Origin of the sequence: Tamlana sp. I1 (genome assembly GCF_015355625.1) — a bacterium.
Lineage (GTDB): Bacteria > Bacteroidota > Bacteroidia > Flavobacteriales > Flavobacteriaceae > Pseudotamlana.
The window spans coordinates 39,931-57,216 of sequence record NZ_JACLAF010000014.1 but is presented as its reverse complement, the minus strand read 5'-3'; the positions used below and the strand labels follow the sequence as shown (position 1 = coordinate 57,216).

Below are 17,286 nucleotides of genomic sequence, written 5' to 3'. Positions count from 1 at the left end.
GAGTTTAGAGTTAAGAGCAATCATCTTTGAACTCATAACTCTAAACTCTGAACTTTATACTATTTTTTATATTGTCCTGATAAATCTTTTGCTACAGCTGTTAATGCATCTGTAACTTCATCAGTTAATTTTCCAGCTTTTAAAGTTGCTAAAACATCGCTATGCTTTGTTCTTAACAATTCTAAATAGTTACCTTCAAATTCTTTTACTTTTTCAACAGGCACATCTCTTAATAAGTTTTTAGAACCTGCATAAATAATTGCAATTTGTTCTTCAACTTTAAAAGGATCGTTTTGTGCTTGTTTTAAGATTTCAACGTTACGTTTACCTTTGTTGATTACGTTTAAAGTAACAGCATCTAAATCTGATCCAAACTTCGCGAAAGCTTCTAACTCACGGAATTGTGCTTGATCTAATTTTAAAGTACCAGATACTTTTTTCATCGATTTAATTTGAGCGTTACCACCAACACGAGATACCGAAATACCTACGTTAATTGCTGGACGAACACCAGAGTTAAACAAATCACCATCTAAGAAAATTTGTCCGTCTGTAATCGAAATTACGTTTGTTGGGATATATGCCGAAACGTCTCCTGCTTGTGTTTCAATAATTGGTAAAGCTGTTAAAGATCCACCACCTTTTACTAATGGTTTTAATGACGCTGGTAAATCGTTCATCTCTTTAGCAATCTCGTCATTATTAATAACTTTTGCAGCACGCTCTAATAAACGTGAGTGTAAGTAGAAAACGTCACCTGGATACGCCTCACGTCCTGGTGGACGACGTAATAATAAAGACACCTCACGGTAAGCAACAGCTTGTTTAGATAAATCATCATAAACAATTAAAGCTGGACGACCTGTATCTCTAAAATACTCTCCAATAGAAGCTCCTGTGAAAGGTGCGTAAACTTGCATTGCAGCAGGATCTGATGCGTTTGCAGCAACTATAGTTGTGTAAGCTAAAGCGCCTCTTTCTTCTAAAGTTTTAGCAATTAAAGCTACGGTTGATGCTTTTTGACCAACGGCAACATATATACAATATACAGGCTCTCCTGCATCGTAAAATTCTTTTTGATTTAAGATGGTATCAATACAAACGGCTGTTTTACCAGTTTGACGGTCACCAATAACCAACTCACGTTGACCACGACCTACAGGAATCATCGCATCGATAGATTTAATACCTGTTTGTAATGGCTCGGTAACAGGCTCACGGAAAATAACCCCAGGCGCTTTACGCTCTAATGGCATTTCGTAAGTTTCGCCAGTAATAGGACCTTTTCCATCAATTGGAGCTCCTAAAGTATCAACCACACGACCAACAATACCTTCACCTACTTTAACTGAAGCAATACGAGACGTACGTTTTACAGTAGAACCTTCTTTAACACCTACCGATCCACCTAATAATACGATACCTACGTTATCTTCTTCAAGATTTAGTACAATACCTTCTAATCCGCCTTCGAATTCTACTAACTCACCATATTGTGCGTTAGATAATCCGTAAGCACGAACAATACCATCTCCTACGGTTAATACAGTTCCTACTTCATCTAATGAAGCGCCTGCCTCAAAACCTGAAAGTTGTTTTTCTAAGATTGCTGATATTTCAGCTGGTTTTACTTCTGCCATCTCTTTTAGTATTTAGACGTTACACTATAAGCTTTAGAAACGTAATAGTGAAAGGTCTTTTTTTAATTTAATGAAAATTCTCTTTTTAAATTGTTTAGCTGGTTGGCAACACTTGCATTATACTGCACATCGCCTACACGTAAAATGAAACCACCAATAATGCTTTCATCTATAATATTTTTAACTTCAACATTTTTACCTGTAAGCGTTTTAGCTTTAGATAAAACTTGTTGTTTTAATTCTGCAGTTAATGGCACTGCTGTTGTTACTGTGGCATGTTCTACACCTTGTAACGCGTCGAATAACTGATTATATTTTAAAGCGACATCGTTTAAAATATTAATTCGGTTATTGTTCATTAAAACATCTATTAATTGTAAAGTGTTTTTATTTGAAGATTTAAATACTTCTAATAAAACAGCTTTTTTTACTGAAGAAGGTGTTACAGGACTTTCAAGCATTTCGCCTAAGTCTTTACTTTCTGCAATGGTATTAGCAATTAACTTCATATCGCCATTGACAACCTCAGCTAATTTTTGATTAGATGCGACATTTAATACTGCTTTCGCATAACGTATTGCTGCTCTTGCTCCCGCCATTATAAACTTAGTTTAATGATTTTTCAGTTAGCATGGTTTCAACCAATTCTAATTGCTTGTCGTTGCTAGTTAACTCTTTACGTACTATTTTCTCAGCAATCTCTAAAGATAACTTAGCCACGTGGTCTTTAAGTTCGACCATTGCTGCTTTCTTTTCTCCTTCAATAGCTACTTGAGCTTGTTCAATAATATTATTAGCTTGAGTTTGAGCTTCAGTTTTTGCGTCTTCAATCATTTTAGTTTTGATATCACGTGCATCTTTCAGCATAGTCTCACGCTCAAATCTTGCTTCTTGTAATAACTTTTCGTTATCAGCTTGAAGGTTTTCTAACTCTAATTTTGCGTTTTGAGCAGCATCTAAGGCGTCTTTAATACCATCTTCTCTAGTCTGCAAAGAGTCTAGAATAGGTTTCCAAGCAAATTTTCTCATTAATACAATTAAGATTAATAAGATAATGGCTTGCATAAAAAACAATCCTGGCGAAAAATCATTTAACAACTGATCCATTTGTAACGATATAAAAAGTTTTACTTCTGTTTTTTTGTTTAATTTAAAAACAGCTTCTGTAACCAACCGTTACAGAATGCTGTTTTTGTTTTGTTTCTAGCAGGAATTATTTTCCTAAGATTAAAGCACCAAATGCTAATCCTTCTAATAAAGCTCCAATGATGATCATCGCAGTTTGGATTTTCCCAGCCGCTTCTGGTTGACGAGCAATACCTTCCATTGCTTTACCACCAATTTGACCTAAACCGATACCTCCACCGATTACGATTAATCCTGCTCCAATTAAATTGTACATACTAATTGATTTTTAAAATATTAATTAAACAAATTCTTATTAATGATGGTCATGTTCTTCAACAGCCATACCTATAAATAACGATGATAACATCGTGAAAATAAATGCTTGTAAAAACGCTACTAAAATCTCAATTACCATAATAAATAATGATAATATTAACGACATTCCTGTAGATGTTACAGGGCCAAACGCTTGTTTCATTGTAATCATTAAAGCTATTAAGCTCATTACTACGAAGTGACCAGCTGTAATGTTGGCAAACAAACGTATTAATAATGAGAAAGGTTTGATAACCACAAAACCAATTAACTCAATAACTGCTAATATTGGACGTAGTACAACTGGTACTCCTGGCATCCACAAAGTGTGTGCCCAGAAATCTTTAGTACCGCTAAACATATAAATAACAACCGTAAAAATAGCTAAACATGCTGTTACTGCTATTTGCCCAGTAACGTTAAAACCAAGTGGTGTTAATCCTAGTAAATTTAATATCCAGATAAAGAAAAACACGGTTAATAAAAAGGACATGAATTTTCTGTACTTTTTCTCTCCAATATTCGGACGTGCAATTTCATCACGCACATAGATTACTAACGGCTCTAATACTCTAGAAAACCCAGTAGGTATCGCACTTTTTTTGTAGCCCTTTGCTAAAGCAACAAAACCTAAAAGCATTAAAATACCAGTTAACAACATACCAAATACACTTTTAGTAATAGAAAAATCTAATACTTTGTGTGCGTTTTCAGCATGGTGATGGTCATCAAAAACAACGGCTTCAGCCCCTGATTCTAATTCATATATTTTACTGTGAATTTTAGTTAATAAAACACCATCTTTATTTACAATAACTTGACCATTATCATCGTGGTGAAATTCTGAAGACATAAATACTTTTAACCCACCACTTGTCCATACTATTACAGGTAACGGAAAACCAATATTAGCTCCTGTTTCGTTATTAGTATATAAATGAAAATCGTGAGAATCTTGTAAGTGATGCGCAATATATGCTTTAATTTCATCTGGAGTATCTACCTTGTTTCCACCCTCTTCTTGATGTTGATTATCATGCTCTCCGCTATTAGCAAAGCTCGAAACTGAAGTCATCAATAAAACTAAAATTGCAATAAACTTGGTAGTTTGTTTTACTAGCATCATATTTTTATAAACTAATGAAATTACGCTCTCTAAAATTTTTTGCAAATGTACACAATAATTTAAAAAGGCAAACTCTTTTTTTCAATTAGTGTTTATACAACTATATAATTGACAAATCTAAGACCTAATCGGCTAATTTTTGGTTATTTAACAATTTGGCTAAGCCAATAGCTTCTGCTATTAAGAACAGGAATAATGGCACCACTAGCGCTATGCGTTCTACTCTAGTTAATGTGTCGTTTTCTAGCACCGAATTTTTAAAAACAAAAACAAAAATTCCAATTTTTAAAAGCATAAGCGCCAAATATGCATAACCGGCTTGATTAGGAAGTATACTTGCAACACCTTCTACACAAATATATACTATAAGTGCCGCACAAGCGTGATATAAATATACATGCCACAATTCAAAAGCCATAGGCTCTGTAATAAAATAACTATGGGATGTATATGAAATAGCAAAAAGCAAAAAAATACTTAATGTAAAAACGAGAATTCTTTTAATCATTATTATCGTTATTGGTAATATTAAGAACCTGTCTAATAACAGAAAACATTGCTAGAAAGACTGCTAGCAATGTTATTATTTTATAATATAATTGGTTTGTGTTTCCTGTTTTAGAATCTACCCACTCCCCTAAAACACTTCCCAGATAAATGGTTAAGCCCATTTGAAGTGCTATAGTAGTAAACCTAACATACTTGTTAAGCTGTTTTCTCTGATTCTGATTTTCCTTTTTGTTGGGCATTTTGTGTTGCTTTTTGCGAACCTGACATTGCGCAGGTTACATTAAATGTCGCACCAGGTTCTACCGCTAATTTTCCAGCTATAACTTCGCCTTCAATACGCGCTGAAGCTTTTAATGTTAACGTTCCGGAAAGGGTTAATTTTCCTGTAAAACCACCTTCAAAATATGCATCGGTGCCGTGCATGGTGCCTTTTATTAATCCTGCTTTTCCAACAACCACTTTTCCCGTGGTGTTTATATTACCTTCTATGGTACCGTCTATTCTAAAATCGCCTTCGCTAGTTAAATCGCCAACAATTTTTGTGCCTTGTGCTATTAAGTTTTGGCTTGAGCCTGCTTCTGCCATGCTTTTTTCTTTTTTATTATCAGAGAACATAATGGTTAAAATTTATTTTGTGTCTTGATTCAAATAAGCTTCCAAATTTTTATGAATTTGAATGATTTTATAATTTGAAGAAGACACTACAAAGTAGGGGGTTTTTATTTTTTTTCTGTCTTTTTTTTCTAAAATCTGATCGAAAGTTTCTGCCACCTGCTCCGATTTTAAACCATGAACCACCACAAAGGTCGTTTCTGGATTATAAACATCGACCGAAGATTTTAAACGGTAATATTTTATATTTTTTAAAACTTCATCTAAAGTCTTTTTAAAAGTTGAAATGGCTTCAGGTTTATCTGCTTTAAACTGAAAAACAACTTTGTAATGTTCCGAAATACTATCAGCAGCTCTAACAAATGTACTGCTTTCTAAAGAAGGTAAAAGGTTTTTAGCAATATCTCGTGCTTGCTTACCTTCGGCCGTGTTGGCATAAGTAACTGCAACACGATTTATTCCCTTTTTATAAGCTTCAAACCCGTATAAGCGTCCGGAGGCTGTAGCTTTTAACATTTCAAATTTTGATACAATGGCATCTCCATCAAAACGATTAATACTTTCTTCACATTTTGAAATTACTTCAGCATATTCCTGATTGTCATACTTTAAATAAAGGGCTTCATAAATGTTTTGCGGACTATTTTCATCTTCATCTGTAACCAATTCGGGATGCTCTAGAATGTTAGCGTAACGCGAATCTGGATAGTTTAAAATAATATCTTTTTTAGCAATTTCTGCCTCCCCTTGTTCGCCAAGCAATTCGTAAATTTTATATAAATTATATTTTGAAGGCAGCACCAAACGCTCTTCAGGATTGCTGTCTAATAAATTCTGAAATTTACTTTTTGCCAATTCGTATTCTTTAAATTTCTCTTTATAAATAAGCCCTAATTGATAATAAGCGTAATTGCGTTCTTTTGAAATACTATCAATAACTTTTTCGTCGGAAGGAATTTGTGAAATATAATATTCTGGATCAAATTTTTCATCATCTGAAGCTGTATCAACAACCGAATTCAAATTCGAACTTGCGCCAGTTGTAACGCCTTTAGTAGCCCATCGCCAATCGTCTTCTAAATCGCGATCGCCCCAAATTTTAATAAATTCATTTTTCCCGTAAGCCACCGTGGTAGGGTTGTAAAAATAAAATAAAGCTCCCTGCTCTGCAGTGCCCGTACGCACCTGGCCGCCTATTTGATTATTAACCATAGCCAAGCCACTATTGTTTCGTTTTGCAGCTTCAGCTTTTTCATTGGCTTCTTCGGCTTTAAGTTTTAATGCTTTAACGTAATCATTAAAATACAACTTCCTGCTTACATCGGGCATATTAACCAAGTTTAAAACACTATCGTTTACCTTGGCGATGCCTTCATAAAAAATAACATCTTCTAAATTATCGCGTTTTCGTTTCATAACACGATATGGTTTAGAGTTTAATGCCATATTCGTCATGGTACTATCATAATATAAACCTGCTTTTGCATACACCGAATTATCAAAATACATATCGCCTAAAATTTCATAATTTCTGGCTTTAAGATAATTGTCTTTGGTATTGGTGCGCAGTGATTTATTAAAATAACGAACGGCTAGAGAATCGGAATGATTCGTTAAATGATAAACCGCAATTTGATGGTAAATCTTATCTAAATACGGACGGTTTTCTCTGTTTTCTTCAAGCTCGGTAAGTAATTCGGTAATCTCTATTTTATTACCGTTTTGGTAATCGAAATTTTTAATGATTTCAAGGTGTGCCGCAATCATGTAGATTCTTGGGGTTTTCCTCTTCAGTTCGATCACTTTATTAAAAGCACTATTTGCACTGTCTTTATAGCCTAATTCGTTATACAATTGTCCTTGTATAAATCGGTATCGGCCGCGTTCATCATTATCTTTAGTGAAGTTTGAAGCAATTTCTAATTGAGTTACAGCACTATCAATGGCTTTTGTGTTGATGTAAGCTTGTGCTAAAATTGACGTAGCATCAGCTAAATCCTGATCGTCGATAAAAGCGCGTTTCAACAAACGTTTTAAATTGTGGATAGCAAGCTCATTGTTATCCAAACGCATATTGGTTTTTTCACGCCATATTTTAGCTTGATTAATTTTATCGCTTGCAGGGTATTTATAAAGAATATAATTGAAGGCTTCTAAAGCAGGAATAAACCGCTGATCGAAATAACGCGCCTTTCCTAAAAGCAAATAAGCTTCGTCTATTTGCGGATTTCTTTCTTTACCCTCGACATTCATACCATGCTTCTGAATGGCTTTTGCAGCCTTTTCTTCAGCAATTGTAAAATTTTCGTTTCTGGATTGCCCTGGAAGTAAGATGTCTTCCGAAATTTGCATGCGCTCTATGGGTAAGACCTCCCAGTAATTATCGAAGTAGGAATTATTTAAACTTTTCCTGCCTTCATCTAAAGCAATATAACCATTATAAAGCGTATTATATTCAGCTGTTAGCGCGTGAAAATTTCTGTTTATAAACTTGTCCTTTTTCCTCGAACAACTTAATGCGAACAAGGCACAAAAGACTATGGTTAGTAAGACTTTAAAAGGTGTTTTCAATGCTGGTGTTTTAGTCTAAAATAATAACTGCAAAGGCTTGTTATTATTATATATAGTGGTAAAAATAAGCATCTTTTTCAATTAACCTATAAATTGAATGCACAAATTGGGGTGTTTCAGTAGGATGTGATACGTTTTCAGAAAAATAGCGGTTACGCGGATTTAATAAATAAAAAATGAAATTGATTTTCTCCGTATCTCTCAACGGAACGCTGCGTATCTCGATGTTAAATCTTTTTACACGAAAATGCACAGAGGCACACAGAGACTAAATGTTTTGACACGGATTTCACGGATTCACACAAATTATACAGAGCGAAAATTTATCTGTGAAATCTACGAAACCCACACATAAACACCCTGCATATCAGCGCAATACCCTAATACACCTCGTTTTCAGAGAAATGGGCTTCCAACTCTTTTAAAGTCGCTTCACTTGTAACCAAATCCTTTATAATTTCACCTTTTTCTAGCACCACAATGCGTTCGCAAACATCGGTAACGTGCAGCAAATCATGACTAGAAATTAAAACCGTAACATTCTGGTTTTCGGCTAAATCTTTTATAATGCCTTTTAATCGAATTTGAGTTGTGGGGTCTAAATTAGCAAAAGGCTCATCTAAAATCACCACTTCAGGGTTTCCAATTAAAGCGGCTACAATGCCCACTTTTTTCTGATTCCCTTTACTTAAATCGCGTAAATATTTTTTCTGACCCAATATTTCTCCGTGAAAAAAATCTTTAAACTTAAAAACCAAGGTATTTACATCAGCCTTATTTTGGCCACGTAATTCACCAATAAAAAAGAAGTACTCTTCAGGAGTTAAATACCCAATTAAAAAACTTTCATCTATAAATGACGATGTAAACGGTTTCCAATTTTCACTTTCGTTAACTTGAATGTCATTACTTTTTATAAAACCTGTTGTGGGCTGAATTAAATCTAACAACAAACTAAAAAAAGTAGTTTTTCCTGCGCCATTATTACCCACCAAACCAAAACTTTGCCCTTTAGGAATTTCTAAAGATTCAATGTTTAAAACTTGTTTTCCACCGTACTTTTTAGATAAATTAGAAGATATAATCATATTTAAAAATTAGTTGTCTTGCTCGAAAGCATTAATCATTATGTATTTTGATTGTAAATATTTGGCTGTGATTTTCTTCATTATTTTTTGATGAAAAACAATCCCTAAAACACCCAATGTAATAAGACTAAGGCAAGCCACTTCAAAACTTACTAAAAAATTAAATAAGCCAAATATTAGCATGGGGATTAATAACAACGGGATACCAATTATCCATTGTACTGCACCTGTGCCTTGAAAATTAAAGGCTGCTTTTTGGTCTAATTCTATTTTTTTTCGATTAAACGAACCGCCGTAAAGCATGATGTGCGAATTCACACCAATATTATAAATAGCAGCAGCAAAATGCACTACAAGAATTTTCCATCCAAAATAAACATAGGGAATTCCTAAAATAAAAAGCAGGATTACACTTATGGCCATTAAGGTGAATTTAGACTTTAAATAGTGTTCGTATTTTATATTCTGACTCATTAAAAGCTTATAATAAGCACTATCCCACGCCGGAATGAATTGTCCGAAATTAATTAAAAATATGCCTGTTGAAAACACTCCAATAAAAACAAAAAACGATGGTGAGTTTTGGTATGTTGGGTTGGTATAAAAAAACAAACCATACAACAAACCAATAATTAAACCATAAACAGACGATTTTGATCTTTTGTTGCGCCAAATAAGTTTTAAATCCAATTGTAAAAACGGAGCGGTGTCACCAAAATTTTTAGTCCATTCCATATTGGAAGTTTGCACTGCTTTTATTTTAGTCTTTAAACCACTATCTAAAAATAATTTCTGCTTTAGCAGCTTAAAATTAATAAGGTACAAACCAACTAGAATAAATACTGGAATTATAATAAAAACAGGGGAATTATAAATAGCATTAAATCCATTACCTATTAAAGTTGAAAACGAAATAATTTGAAAATCATTTAAAGCATAAAGCCCTCCTGCTAAGATAATTATAGGCAGCACAGACAAGTCTTTTTCAGAAGAAAAGCTTTCAATAATAAAATTCAAGAAGTTAATAATGAGCGTTACCAGAAAAAAAGCGAGCATCCAAGTTAATACCAAACCTGCTGGGTAGCCTTTATAAATTAAAGTTATGCTAAAAGGAATAATGGCAAATAGCGGCAAAAAATTAAAAAAAGAAAGCACCGACTTCCCTAAAACATAGTTTACAATATCGCGTCGCTTTACAGGTAAAATTAACAATGGTTTTACAGCCAAAACAGGCAGCTTCTGAAAGAAAAAACGAAGTACCAAATCGACTAAAAACCAATAGAATAAATACCCATTAACAACAAACAAAGGATCTTGGGCAGGAAATTTATCTTTAAGGAAAGGAAACAAAGTGAGACCTGCCCCAAAAAACATCGCTATAAAATAAAAGGCAAAAAAGCCCATTAAAATTTTTAGCCCAAGACTTTTACCAAAACTTGCCGATCTAAAAAAAGACTTCCATTCTAATTTAGGTAAAAAGGATGTCATTATTGATATTTCTTAGCAATACCTTGCACTTCCACTGCCCAATTTTGCCCCAGCATCATGCCTTGTTGCGTAAGGGCTAATTGCTTTTCGGCTAACTTTTTTCCTAAGGGTGACTTGTAAAATGCTAAAAGTTGTTTAATCTCATCTTGAGTAAATTCGGCCATATATAAATCGGCCATTTTAGTATACAAACCATCTAAAGTGCTGCTAGCTTCGGTGGTATATGCCTGTTTTTTATCATCAGAAACTGTACTACCAAATTGTGCAATTGCAGCATCAAAAGCCGAACCTGCTCCTGTTAACTTAATAAACTCTATGGCTTCGTTTTTAAACGCTGTGTTATCCTGTGCCAGGGCTACATTAACAACCAATAAAAGGCATACTACTACGATTTTTTTCATTTTTAAAAGAGGATTAATTAGTTAATTAAATATGTGCTTAAATTTCAACAAAAGTTACAGTTTTTAAAATAAAATTATAGGCTTCAAACGAAGTTTTTGTTTTTCCTTGATTAAATCTTAAAAACTACAAAAAACAAAATTTTATAAATTCATAAGTTATGAGTACCCAAAAAAGGATATTATAATTTGTAACCCACTGATTCCTGTACTGTTTTTATATTATTTAACCATTTCGTATTATACATGACGGCAATAAACATAGCGCTTCTGATCAAAACTCAAAAAGCTATTTATAATGGAATATAAAACTTTTAATTAAACTGCTTTATGATTTTTTGGTGCTTCTTTAAAAACACAATAGAACAATAAAGAAATATGAAACTATTAAACAAAAGCCATAACGAAGTATACAAACCTTGAAAAACAACAATTATAATTAAAGGGTAAGTAATAACACTCCATATTTGAGTTTTAGCAATAAAACTATAAACTGTCTTTTCACTAGACTTTCTAATTTTATTAAACTTAATAATTGAAATAACAGAAAATAAAAGTATAATTCCGACAAGTACACAAGTTAAGAATGTGGATATTTCTACTTCATCATTTATAAAAGGCAGAAAGAAGCATGTTAGCATATAAATTATGAAATACTTCAAATATATTTTTTTTGCTTTATCAATAACGAGTTTAGGCGCAGAAAAGGTTAACCCAAACAGCAAACTACTGCTATTATTAAAATAAGAATTCCATTTTTTAGTAACCTGAACAAAAGCATATTCGAAGTCAACTCCGTGGTTATTCATTTCATCTTCTATTTGCAGTATTAAATGATCCAAAATTTCGATTCTCAAATCAACATAAACAATCCCTTTTACATCAAGGAATTTTTCAATCTGCTTAATTTCATCTGTCGTTAATTTCATAATTATCCCATTCTAAATTTAGGGTTTACCAAAGTTCTCATGGTTGCAATATATTGTTCCAACTCATTAAGTTTATTAGCTGTTTCCTTTGTGCCTGTCTCCGTAAGTTTATAATATTTACGCATTCTATTATCAACTTTTAAAACCTCAACATCCAAATAACCTTCGGATTCCAACTTATGTAACGATGGATAAAGTGCACCTTCAGTAATTTTAAGCTCTCCTTTTGTAAGCTCTTTTACCTTTTGAGTAATCTCATAACCATACATTTTATCATTCTCGTTTAAGAGTTTCAAAATAATAGTGGTTAAACTGCCTTTATATAGATTAGATTTTTTCATAACAATTCAAATTTACATAATTTTCTTATACATAAATAAATTATGTATAAGAAAATTAAACACATTAACAGAAAGTGTATTAATTACCTACTTACTAGAAACACACAAAGTACATTTTAATATTTTTCTTACGCGTTAATTTTATTAAAAAAACATCCTAATTTTTAAAGGCTTCACTATTTTTGCTAAAAATAAATTTGCATGGCATCATTTCACAAACTTTCGGTAAAAAACATAAAAAGAGAAACTCCAAAAGCCATTAGTATTTCTTTTAATGTTCCTGAAAACCTTAAAGAGACCTTCGCTTTTAGAGCGGGACAATACATAACTTTAAAAACCGAAATCGATGGCCATGAAGTACGTCGGGATTACTCACTTTGTGTATCACCTAAAAGTGGCGAACTTAAAGTGGCTATTAAAGAAATAGAAGACGGCACCTTTTCGGCCTATGCTAATAACAGCCTAAAAGTTGGCGACACGCTTGAAGTTGCTCCACCAAAGGGGCGCTTTATTTTTGAACCCAACGACTCTAAAACTAAAAACATTGCTGCTTTTGTTGCAGGAAGCGGAATTACTCCTGTTTTAAGCATTATAAAATGTGCTTTGGAAGAAGAAGTGCACAGTAAAGTTATTTTAGTTTACGGTAATAAAACTACTGAAGACACTATGTTTTTAAACGAACTTTTAGAGCTTCAACACGCTTATAAAGATCGTTTTTCAATTCAGTTTGTATTTAGTCAACAAGATGAAGACGATGCTATTTTTGGAAGAATTGAAAAAAGCACCGTGAATTACGTTATTAAAAACGAACATAAACACGTTGAAGTAGATGCTTATTACCTTTGCGGACCAGAAGCCATGATTCATACGGTGAAAGATGTTTTAACAGAACATAATACAGATGCCTCTCGAATTCATTACGAACTTTTTAAAGCCGCAAAACCTGCCGAAGTTGAACCCACTGAAACACAAGCTTCAGGCACATCAAAAATAACGGTAACCGTTGATGATGAAACTACTACTTTTGAAATGTCTCAAAAACAAACCATTCTTGAAGCCGCTCTAGATGAAGATTTAGACGCCCCATATTCTTGTCAAGGTGGTATTTGCAGCAGCTGTTTAGCCCGAATTACAGAAGGCGAAGCTACCATGCGTCAAAACAATATTTTAACCGAAAGCGAAGTAGCAGAAGGTTTAATTTTAACTTGTCAAGCGCACCCAACAACCCCAACCATTACAATTGATTTTGATGATGTTTAATTTTGATTTGATTTGTTGATTTGTGTAATTGTTTAACTGTTACTCGTGCAGTAAAAACTTATTAACGTTTAAAACACCCCTATAATCCCCTCTAGGGGATATTCCAAACCAGATTCTGTAGAAATAGCACATTATTTTAAGCTATTATTGTCACCGTTGTTTTTTGCAAAGTTGAATTAAAACCAATTACAACAAACCAATAACCAACAACTAGCAACAATTAACTAATAACTAAAAACCAGTAACCAAAACCTACCCTACAACATCCTGCAGTTTAGCAACCACAACTTCTGGAGCAATGCTTCCAGCAGCGTCTTTATAATCTTCTGGGTAACTGTTCCCGTATACTGAAGTTGGTATTTTAGGAAACTGTGTTCTATCGGCTATAAGTGCAAAATCTTCTAGCTGATTAAACGGCCCAAAACCAGCAAAAGGATGAGTAACCCCCCAAATAGTGACCACTTTTACACCCAGCATGGCCGCTAAATGTGCGTTTCCAGAATCCATAGAAAGCATGGCATCAAGGTTTGAAATGACATCTAATTCTTCATCAAAAGTGAGCTTTCCAGCCAAATTGATGCCGTTTTCAAAAGTGTTTAAAGCTTCAACATCACTTACACCACCAAAAAGAATCACGGTATACTTTTGTGAAAGTGCCTTAACAACCTGTTTCATTAAAGGTAGCGGATACATTTTGCCTTCATGAGCTGCAAAAGGCGCAACGCCAATCCATTTTTTAGAATCGCGACCAATTAACCTTTGTAAAGTCTGACCTAAAACCACGCGTTTTGGGAAACTCGGATTTGAAAGATCGACAGGAAAACCTAATTTTTCAAACACATCGGCGTAGCGTTGATGCGTTGTTTTTAAAGCTTCAAATTTTTCGCCATAAATCAATAAACGCTTTTCTGCTCGGCCTTTATCTAAAGACACAAAACGTTTGCATTTTAAAAACTGTTTTAAAATTTTACTTCGTAAAACATGGTGCAAATCGGCAACCCCATAAAAGGCATTCTGGTTGAGTTCCTTAGCTAATTTATAAAGTCCGAAAACGCCCTTATGTTTTCCTTTAACCTCTGCGGAAACGATTTTAACTCGAGGAATATCTCTAAAAAAAGGTTTGAAAAATGCTCGGGTTAAAACCGTAACTTCAACCTCTGGATGCTGCTGAATAAGCGCCCGAAGCACAGGCACAGACATAGCAACGTCTCCCATAGCAGAGAGACGTATTGCTAATATATGTTTTGTATTTGGCATGGAATTTCAGTTGAAAAAGTCTTCGACAAGCTACAGTTGATGTAATTTGTGATTAAGGTTTACAAAAAATATAAAACACCCCTAAAATCCCCTCAAGGGGACAATCCTTTCCAAAGGTCTTTAGAATTAAAACATTTTTAAACTACTTTATCAATGTTTTTAAAAAGTTGAATTGATTACGTATAGTTATCCCCTAGAGGGGATTATAGGGGTGTAACGAACACCTTTTTACCATACACCACTCATATTCAATGAAAATATATTTTCATTTCGATACTCCTCTAAGTTACAAACCAAGAATCACAAAATGGCTTTTATGCATTTATTTTTGAGAACGAAGTACAGGATTTAATTCATCATCGTTGTACATTTTCATTTGCTTGTACACTTTCATGTATTTATCGCCTTTTTCAATATCACTTAAAAGGGTATCAATTGCAGTTGATAAATCGACACGTTGTTCTAATAAAACATCTAATTTTTTCTGACAAGCAGCTTTGTGTTCCGCGGAAGCGTCGCTACGAGTCGCCTCTTCATGCATGTGGTACACTTTTAAAGCTAAAATAGACAATCTATCTACACCCCAAGCCGGACTTTCGGTATTAATAGTCGCGTCTTTTTTTACAGGAGCATCTTTATATTTTTCTAAAAAGTAACTGTCAATATACTCCACCATATCGGTTCTGTCTTGATTTGAAGCATCAATCTGGCGCTTTAAAGTCAGTGCTGCAACAGGGTCGATTTGCGGGTCGCGAATAATATCTTCATAATGCCATTGCACAGTATCAATCCAACATTTTCTGTATAATAAATGCTCTAATAATTCACTTTCTGGATAGGCATTTTCAAAAGGCTGATCGACCGTATTTATAATGTGATATTTTTCGATAACCTCCTGAAATATTTTATTCGCTTTTGTAGTAAACATAGTCTTTAATTTTAAAATGCAAAGATATTTATAATTCGTTAACTTTACTAATGAAAACACAATTTGAAGCCATGAAAATTCGCAATTTATCAATTGAAAATTCGATACTTAACACCTTTCTTTCTGAATTAAGACAGGTTGATATTCAAAAGGATGCCATGCGATTTAGGCGAAATATTGAACGCATAGGTGAAATTCTAGCTTATGAGATGAGTAAATCTCTAGATTATCAAACCGAAAACATTAAAACACCCTTAGGCATTAGTCCAACGGCATTACCCACAAACAACATCGTTTTATGTTCCATTTTACGCGCTGGGATTCCCTTGCACAATGGTTTATTGAATTATTTTGATACCGCTGAAAACGCCTTTATTTCGGCATACCGACAGCACAAACAAAACCCTGAAAGTTTCGAAATTGTGGTGGAATATTTAGCCTGCCCAAGTTTGGAAAACAAAACCCTTATTCTAGCCGACCCCATGTTGGCTACCGGACAATCGATGGTGGCCACTTTTGAAGCTTTAAAAGGTTTTGGAACCCCAAAAGAAATTCATTTAATAAGTGTGATTGGTGCACAAGAAGGCGTCGATTTTATAAGCAATCATTTTGATGCCAATGTGCATTTATGGATTGGCACTATTGATGAAAAACTAAACAGTAAGGGCTATATTATTCCAGGACTTGGTGATGCTGGCGATTTGGCTTTTGGTGAAAAACTACAGCATTAATAAGATAAAAGGCACCAAGATAAGTACAGCCAAAAAGATTTCTTTAAACCATTTTTCTTGAATAATTTCAACATAATTCGCGATAATAATAGCTAAAGGTGTAAATAAAAACAAAAACTCGCTACCGTTTTTTTCGGGTACAAACACCACTATTAAAGCACCAATAACAGCAGCTAAGACTACCGTTTTAAAGGAAACGCGAAACACCTTTTTCTTCTTTTTAATATTTTTTAAATAATAAAAGGAGGACCAAACACCAAAAGAAACAAGTACGGTAATGGCTATTAAATAGGTAATGGAATTATAGGGACTAAAATCGTAACTAATAGCTGTTGAAAAATGAAAAATCTCGAAATAGCTATCGTATAAAACCACAGAAAGTGCCGAACCTATTAAAAAAACGGTAAAAATGCCTAGAAAAGGAATAATCCAATGCCTAAGGTTATTATCGGTATACAACGCTAAAGATAAAAGGATTAGCACAAAAAACAGAATGGACCAGAAATAAAACAAGGCCGCAATACCAATCCAAAAGGCTGCGTCAAAAAGTTTCTTTTTAACCTCTTTTTGCGAATGCAAACTAATAATACGTCGCAGGCCTAATAACACAAAAAAGTTGGCAAAAATAACATTCGGGTAGCTTGTTGTTTGTGTTATAAATAATATGAAAAGACTAAAAAGTAAAATTTCATAATTATTATTAACCGTTAAGCTGTTCTTATTAACTATAAAATTAAGGACTAAAATAGAGCCATAAAGCATGAAAAGCACACCAACTTGCTTAGCAACAAAAAAAGAATCCATTCCTTCTAACGGTATATTTATGCGCGCCATAACAAAAGCTAATAGCGTGATAAAAAACACGATGATGAAATTTATTGGTTTAGATTTATTAAAAAAGCTTGTTAACATTAACTGTTTTTGTATTTTTGCTTCGTAAATATACTAACTATATATGGTTAGC

Annotated in this window: 19 protein-coding genes; 2 read left to right on the top strand and 17 right to left on the bottom strand. The window is 33.7% G+C overall.

Annotated elements, in window-relative coordinates:
* Nucleotides 1-59: 59 nt before the first annotated feature.
* The 14 genes from atpA to H6X70_RS13460 form a co-directional block, all read right to left on the bottom strand.
* Nucleotides 60-1,640: a F0F1 ATP synthase subunit alpha gene (gene atpA, locus H6X70_RS13525; protein WP_194768220.1), complete on the bottom strand. Its 1,581-nt coding sequence runs from the start codon at nucleotides 1,638-1,640 to the stop codon at nucleotides 60-62.
* A gap of 62 nt (nucleotides 1,641-1,702) precedes the next feature.
* Complete coding sequence (atpH, locus tag H6X70_RS13520; RefSeq protein WP_194768219.1) at nucleotides 1,703-2,239, bottom strand: ATP synthase F1 subunit delta; 537 nt, start codon at nucleotides 2,237-2,239, stop codon at nucleotides 1,703-1,705.
* 7 nt (nucleotides 2,240-2,246) lie between these two features.
* Complete coding sequence (locus H6X70_RS13515; RefSeq protein WP_194768218.1) at nucleotides 2,247-2,747, bottom strand: F0F1 ATP synthase subunit B; 501 nt, start codon at nucleotides 2,745-2,747, stop codon at nucleotides 2,247-2,249.
* 106 nt (nucleotides 2,748-2,853) lie between these two features.
* Nucleotides 2,854-3,042 (bottom strand): ATP synthase F0 subunit C, encoded by a 189-nt coding sequence (gene atpE / locus H6X70_RS13510; protein WP_004569351.1) that lies wholly within the window; start codon nucleotides 3,040-3,042, stop codon nucleotides 2,854-2,856.
* Nucleotides 3,043-3,081: 39 nt separating this feature from the next.
* The gene (gene atpB / locus H6X70_RS13505) at nucleotides 3,082-4,209 is read right to left on the bottom strand and encodes a F0F1 ATP synthase subunit A (RefSeq protein WP_194768217.1); all 1,128 of its coding nucleotides are present in this window, start codon (nucleotides 4,207-4,209) and stop codon (nucleotides 3,082-3,084) included.
* Between the two features lie 124 nt (nucleotides 4,210-4,333).
* Nucleotides 4,334-4,717, bottom strand: a complete 384-nt coding sequence (locus tag H6X70_RS13500) for a DUF6168 family protein (protein WP_194768216.1) — start codon at nucleotides 4,715-4,717, stop codon at nucleotides 4,334-4,336.
* On the bottom strand, nucleotides 4,710-4,958 hold the full coding sequence (locus tag H6X70_RS13495; RefSeq protein ID WP_194768215.1) for an AtpZ/AtpI family protein: 249 nt from the start codon (nucleotides 4,956-4,958) through the stop codon (nucleotides 4,710-4,712). Before H6X70_RS13495 ends, H6X70_RS13500 begins: the two co-directional genes overlap by 8 nt.
* A complete protein-coding gene (locus H6X70_RS13490) occupies nucleotides 4,915-5,334 on the bottom strand; it encodes a polymer-forming cytoskeletal protein (protein ID WP_194768214.1) in 420 nt (139 codons plus the stop codon). Before H6X70_RS13490 ends, H6X70_RS13495 begins: the two co-directional genes overlap by 44 nt.
* A 12-nt stretch (nucleotides 5,335-5,346) precedes the next feature.
* Nucleotides 5,347-7,902 carry a tetratricopeptide repeat protein gene (locus H6X70_RS13485; protein WP_194768213.1) on the bottom strand — a complete coding sequence of 852 codons (2,556 nt, stop codon included), beginning with the start codon at nucleotides 7,900-7,902 and terminating at the stop codon, nucleotides 5,347-5,349.
* Between the two features lie 380 nt (nucleotides 7,903-8,282).
* Nucleotides 8,283-8,990, bottom strand: coding sequence for an ABC transporter ATP-binding protein (locus H6X70_RS13480; RefSeq protein ID WP_194768212.1), 708 nt, complete (start codon nucleotides 8,988-8,990; stop codon nucleotides 8,283-8,285).
* Nucleotides 8,991-8,999: 9 nt separating this feature from the next.
* Complete coding sequence (locus H6X70_RS13475) at nucleotides 9,000-10,478, bottom strand: DUF5687 family protein (protein WP_194768211.1); 1,479 nt, start codon at nucleotides 10,476-10,478, stop codon at nucleotides 9,000-9,002.
* The gene (locus tag H6X70_RS13470; RefSeq protein WP_194768210.1) at nucleotides 10,478-10,879 is read right to left on the bottom strand and encodes a DUF2059 domain-containing protein; all 402 of its coding nucleotides are present in this window, start codon (nucleotides 10,877-10,879) and stop codon (nucleotides 10,478-10,480) included. Before H6X70_RS13470 ends, H6X70_RS13475 begins: the two co-directional genes overlap by 1 nt.
* Before the next feature lie 311 nt (nucleotides 10,880-11,190).
* A complete protein-coding gene (locus tag H6X70_RS13465; protein ID WP_194768209.1) occupies nucleotides 11,191-11,805 on the bottom strand; it encodes a hypothetical protein in 615 nt (204 codons plus the stop codon).
* Between the two features lie 2 nt (nucleotides 11,806-11,807).
* A complete protein-coding gene (locus tag H6X70_RS13460) occupies nucleotides 11,808-12,146 on the bottom strand; it encodes a PadR family transcriptional regulator (RefSeq protein WP_194768208.1) in 339 nt (112 codons plus the stop codon).
* A 201-nt stretch (nucleotides 12,147-12,347) separates the two neighbouring features.
* On the opposite strand from H6X70_RS13460, the gene H6X70_RS13455 reads away from it, so the two are divergent.
* Nucleotides 12,348-13,406, top strand: coding sequence for a ferredoxin--NADP reductase (locus H6X70_RS13455; RefSeq protein WP_194768207.1), 1,059 nt, complete (start codon nucleotides 12,348-12,350; stop codon nucleotides 13,404-13,406).
* 252 nt (nucleotides 13,407-13,658) lie between these two features.
* Here H6X70_RS13455 and H6X70_RS13450 read toward each other — a convergent pair whose 3' ends face one another.
* Complete coding sequence (locus tag H6X70_RS13450; RefSeq protein WP_228530374.1) at nucleotides 13,659-14,663, bottom strand: glycosyltransferase family 9 protein; 1,005 nt, start codon at nucleotides 14,661-14,663, stop codon at nucleotides 13,659-13,661.
* 322 nt (nucleotides 14,664-14,985) lie between these two features.
* Complete coding sequence (locus H6X70_RS13445) at nucleotides 14,986-15,591, bottom strand: DUF4254 domain-containing protein (protein WP_194768206.1); 606 nt, start codon at nucleotides 15,589-15,591, stop codon at nucleotides 14,986-14,988.
* A 71-nt stretch (nucleotides 15,592-15,662) separates the two neighbouring features.
* Here H6X70_RS13445 and upp point away from each other — a divergent pair, with 71 nt between their 5' ends.
* Entirely contained in the window at nucleotides 15,663-16,322 is a 660-nt protein-coding gene (upp, locus tag H6X70_RS13440; protein ID WP_194768289.1) for a uracil phosphoribosyltransferase, read from the top strand.
* Here the strand turns inward: upp and H6X70_RS13435 are convergent.
* Nucleotides 16,311-17,234, bottom strand: coding sequence for a DUF6427 family protein (locus tag H6X70_RS13435; RefSeq protein WP_228530373.1), 924 nt, complete (start codon nucleotides 17,232-17,234; stop codon nucleotides 16,311-16,313). The genes upp and H6X70_RS13435 overlap by 12 nt on opposite strands.
* Nucleotides 17,235-17,286 lie beyond the last annotated feature (52 nt).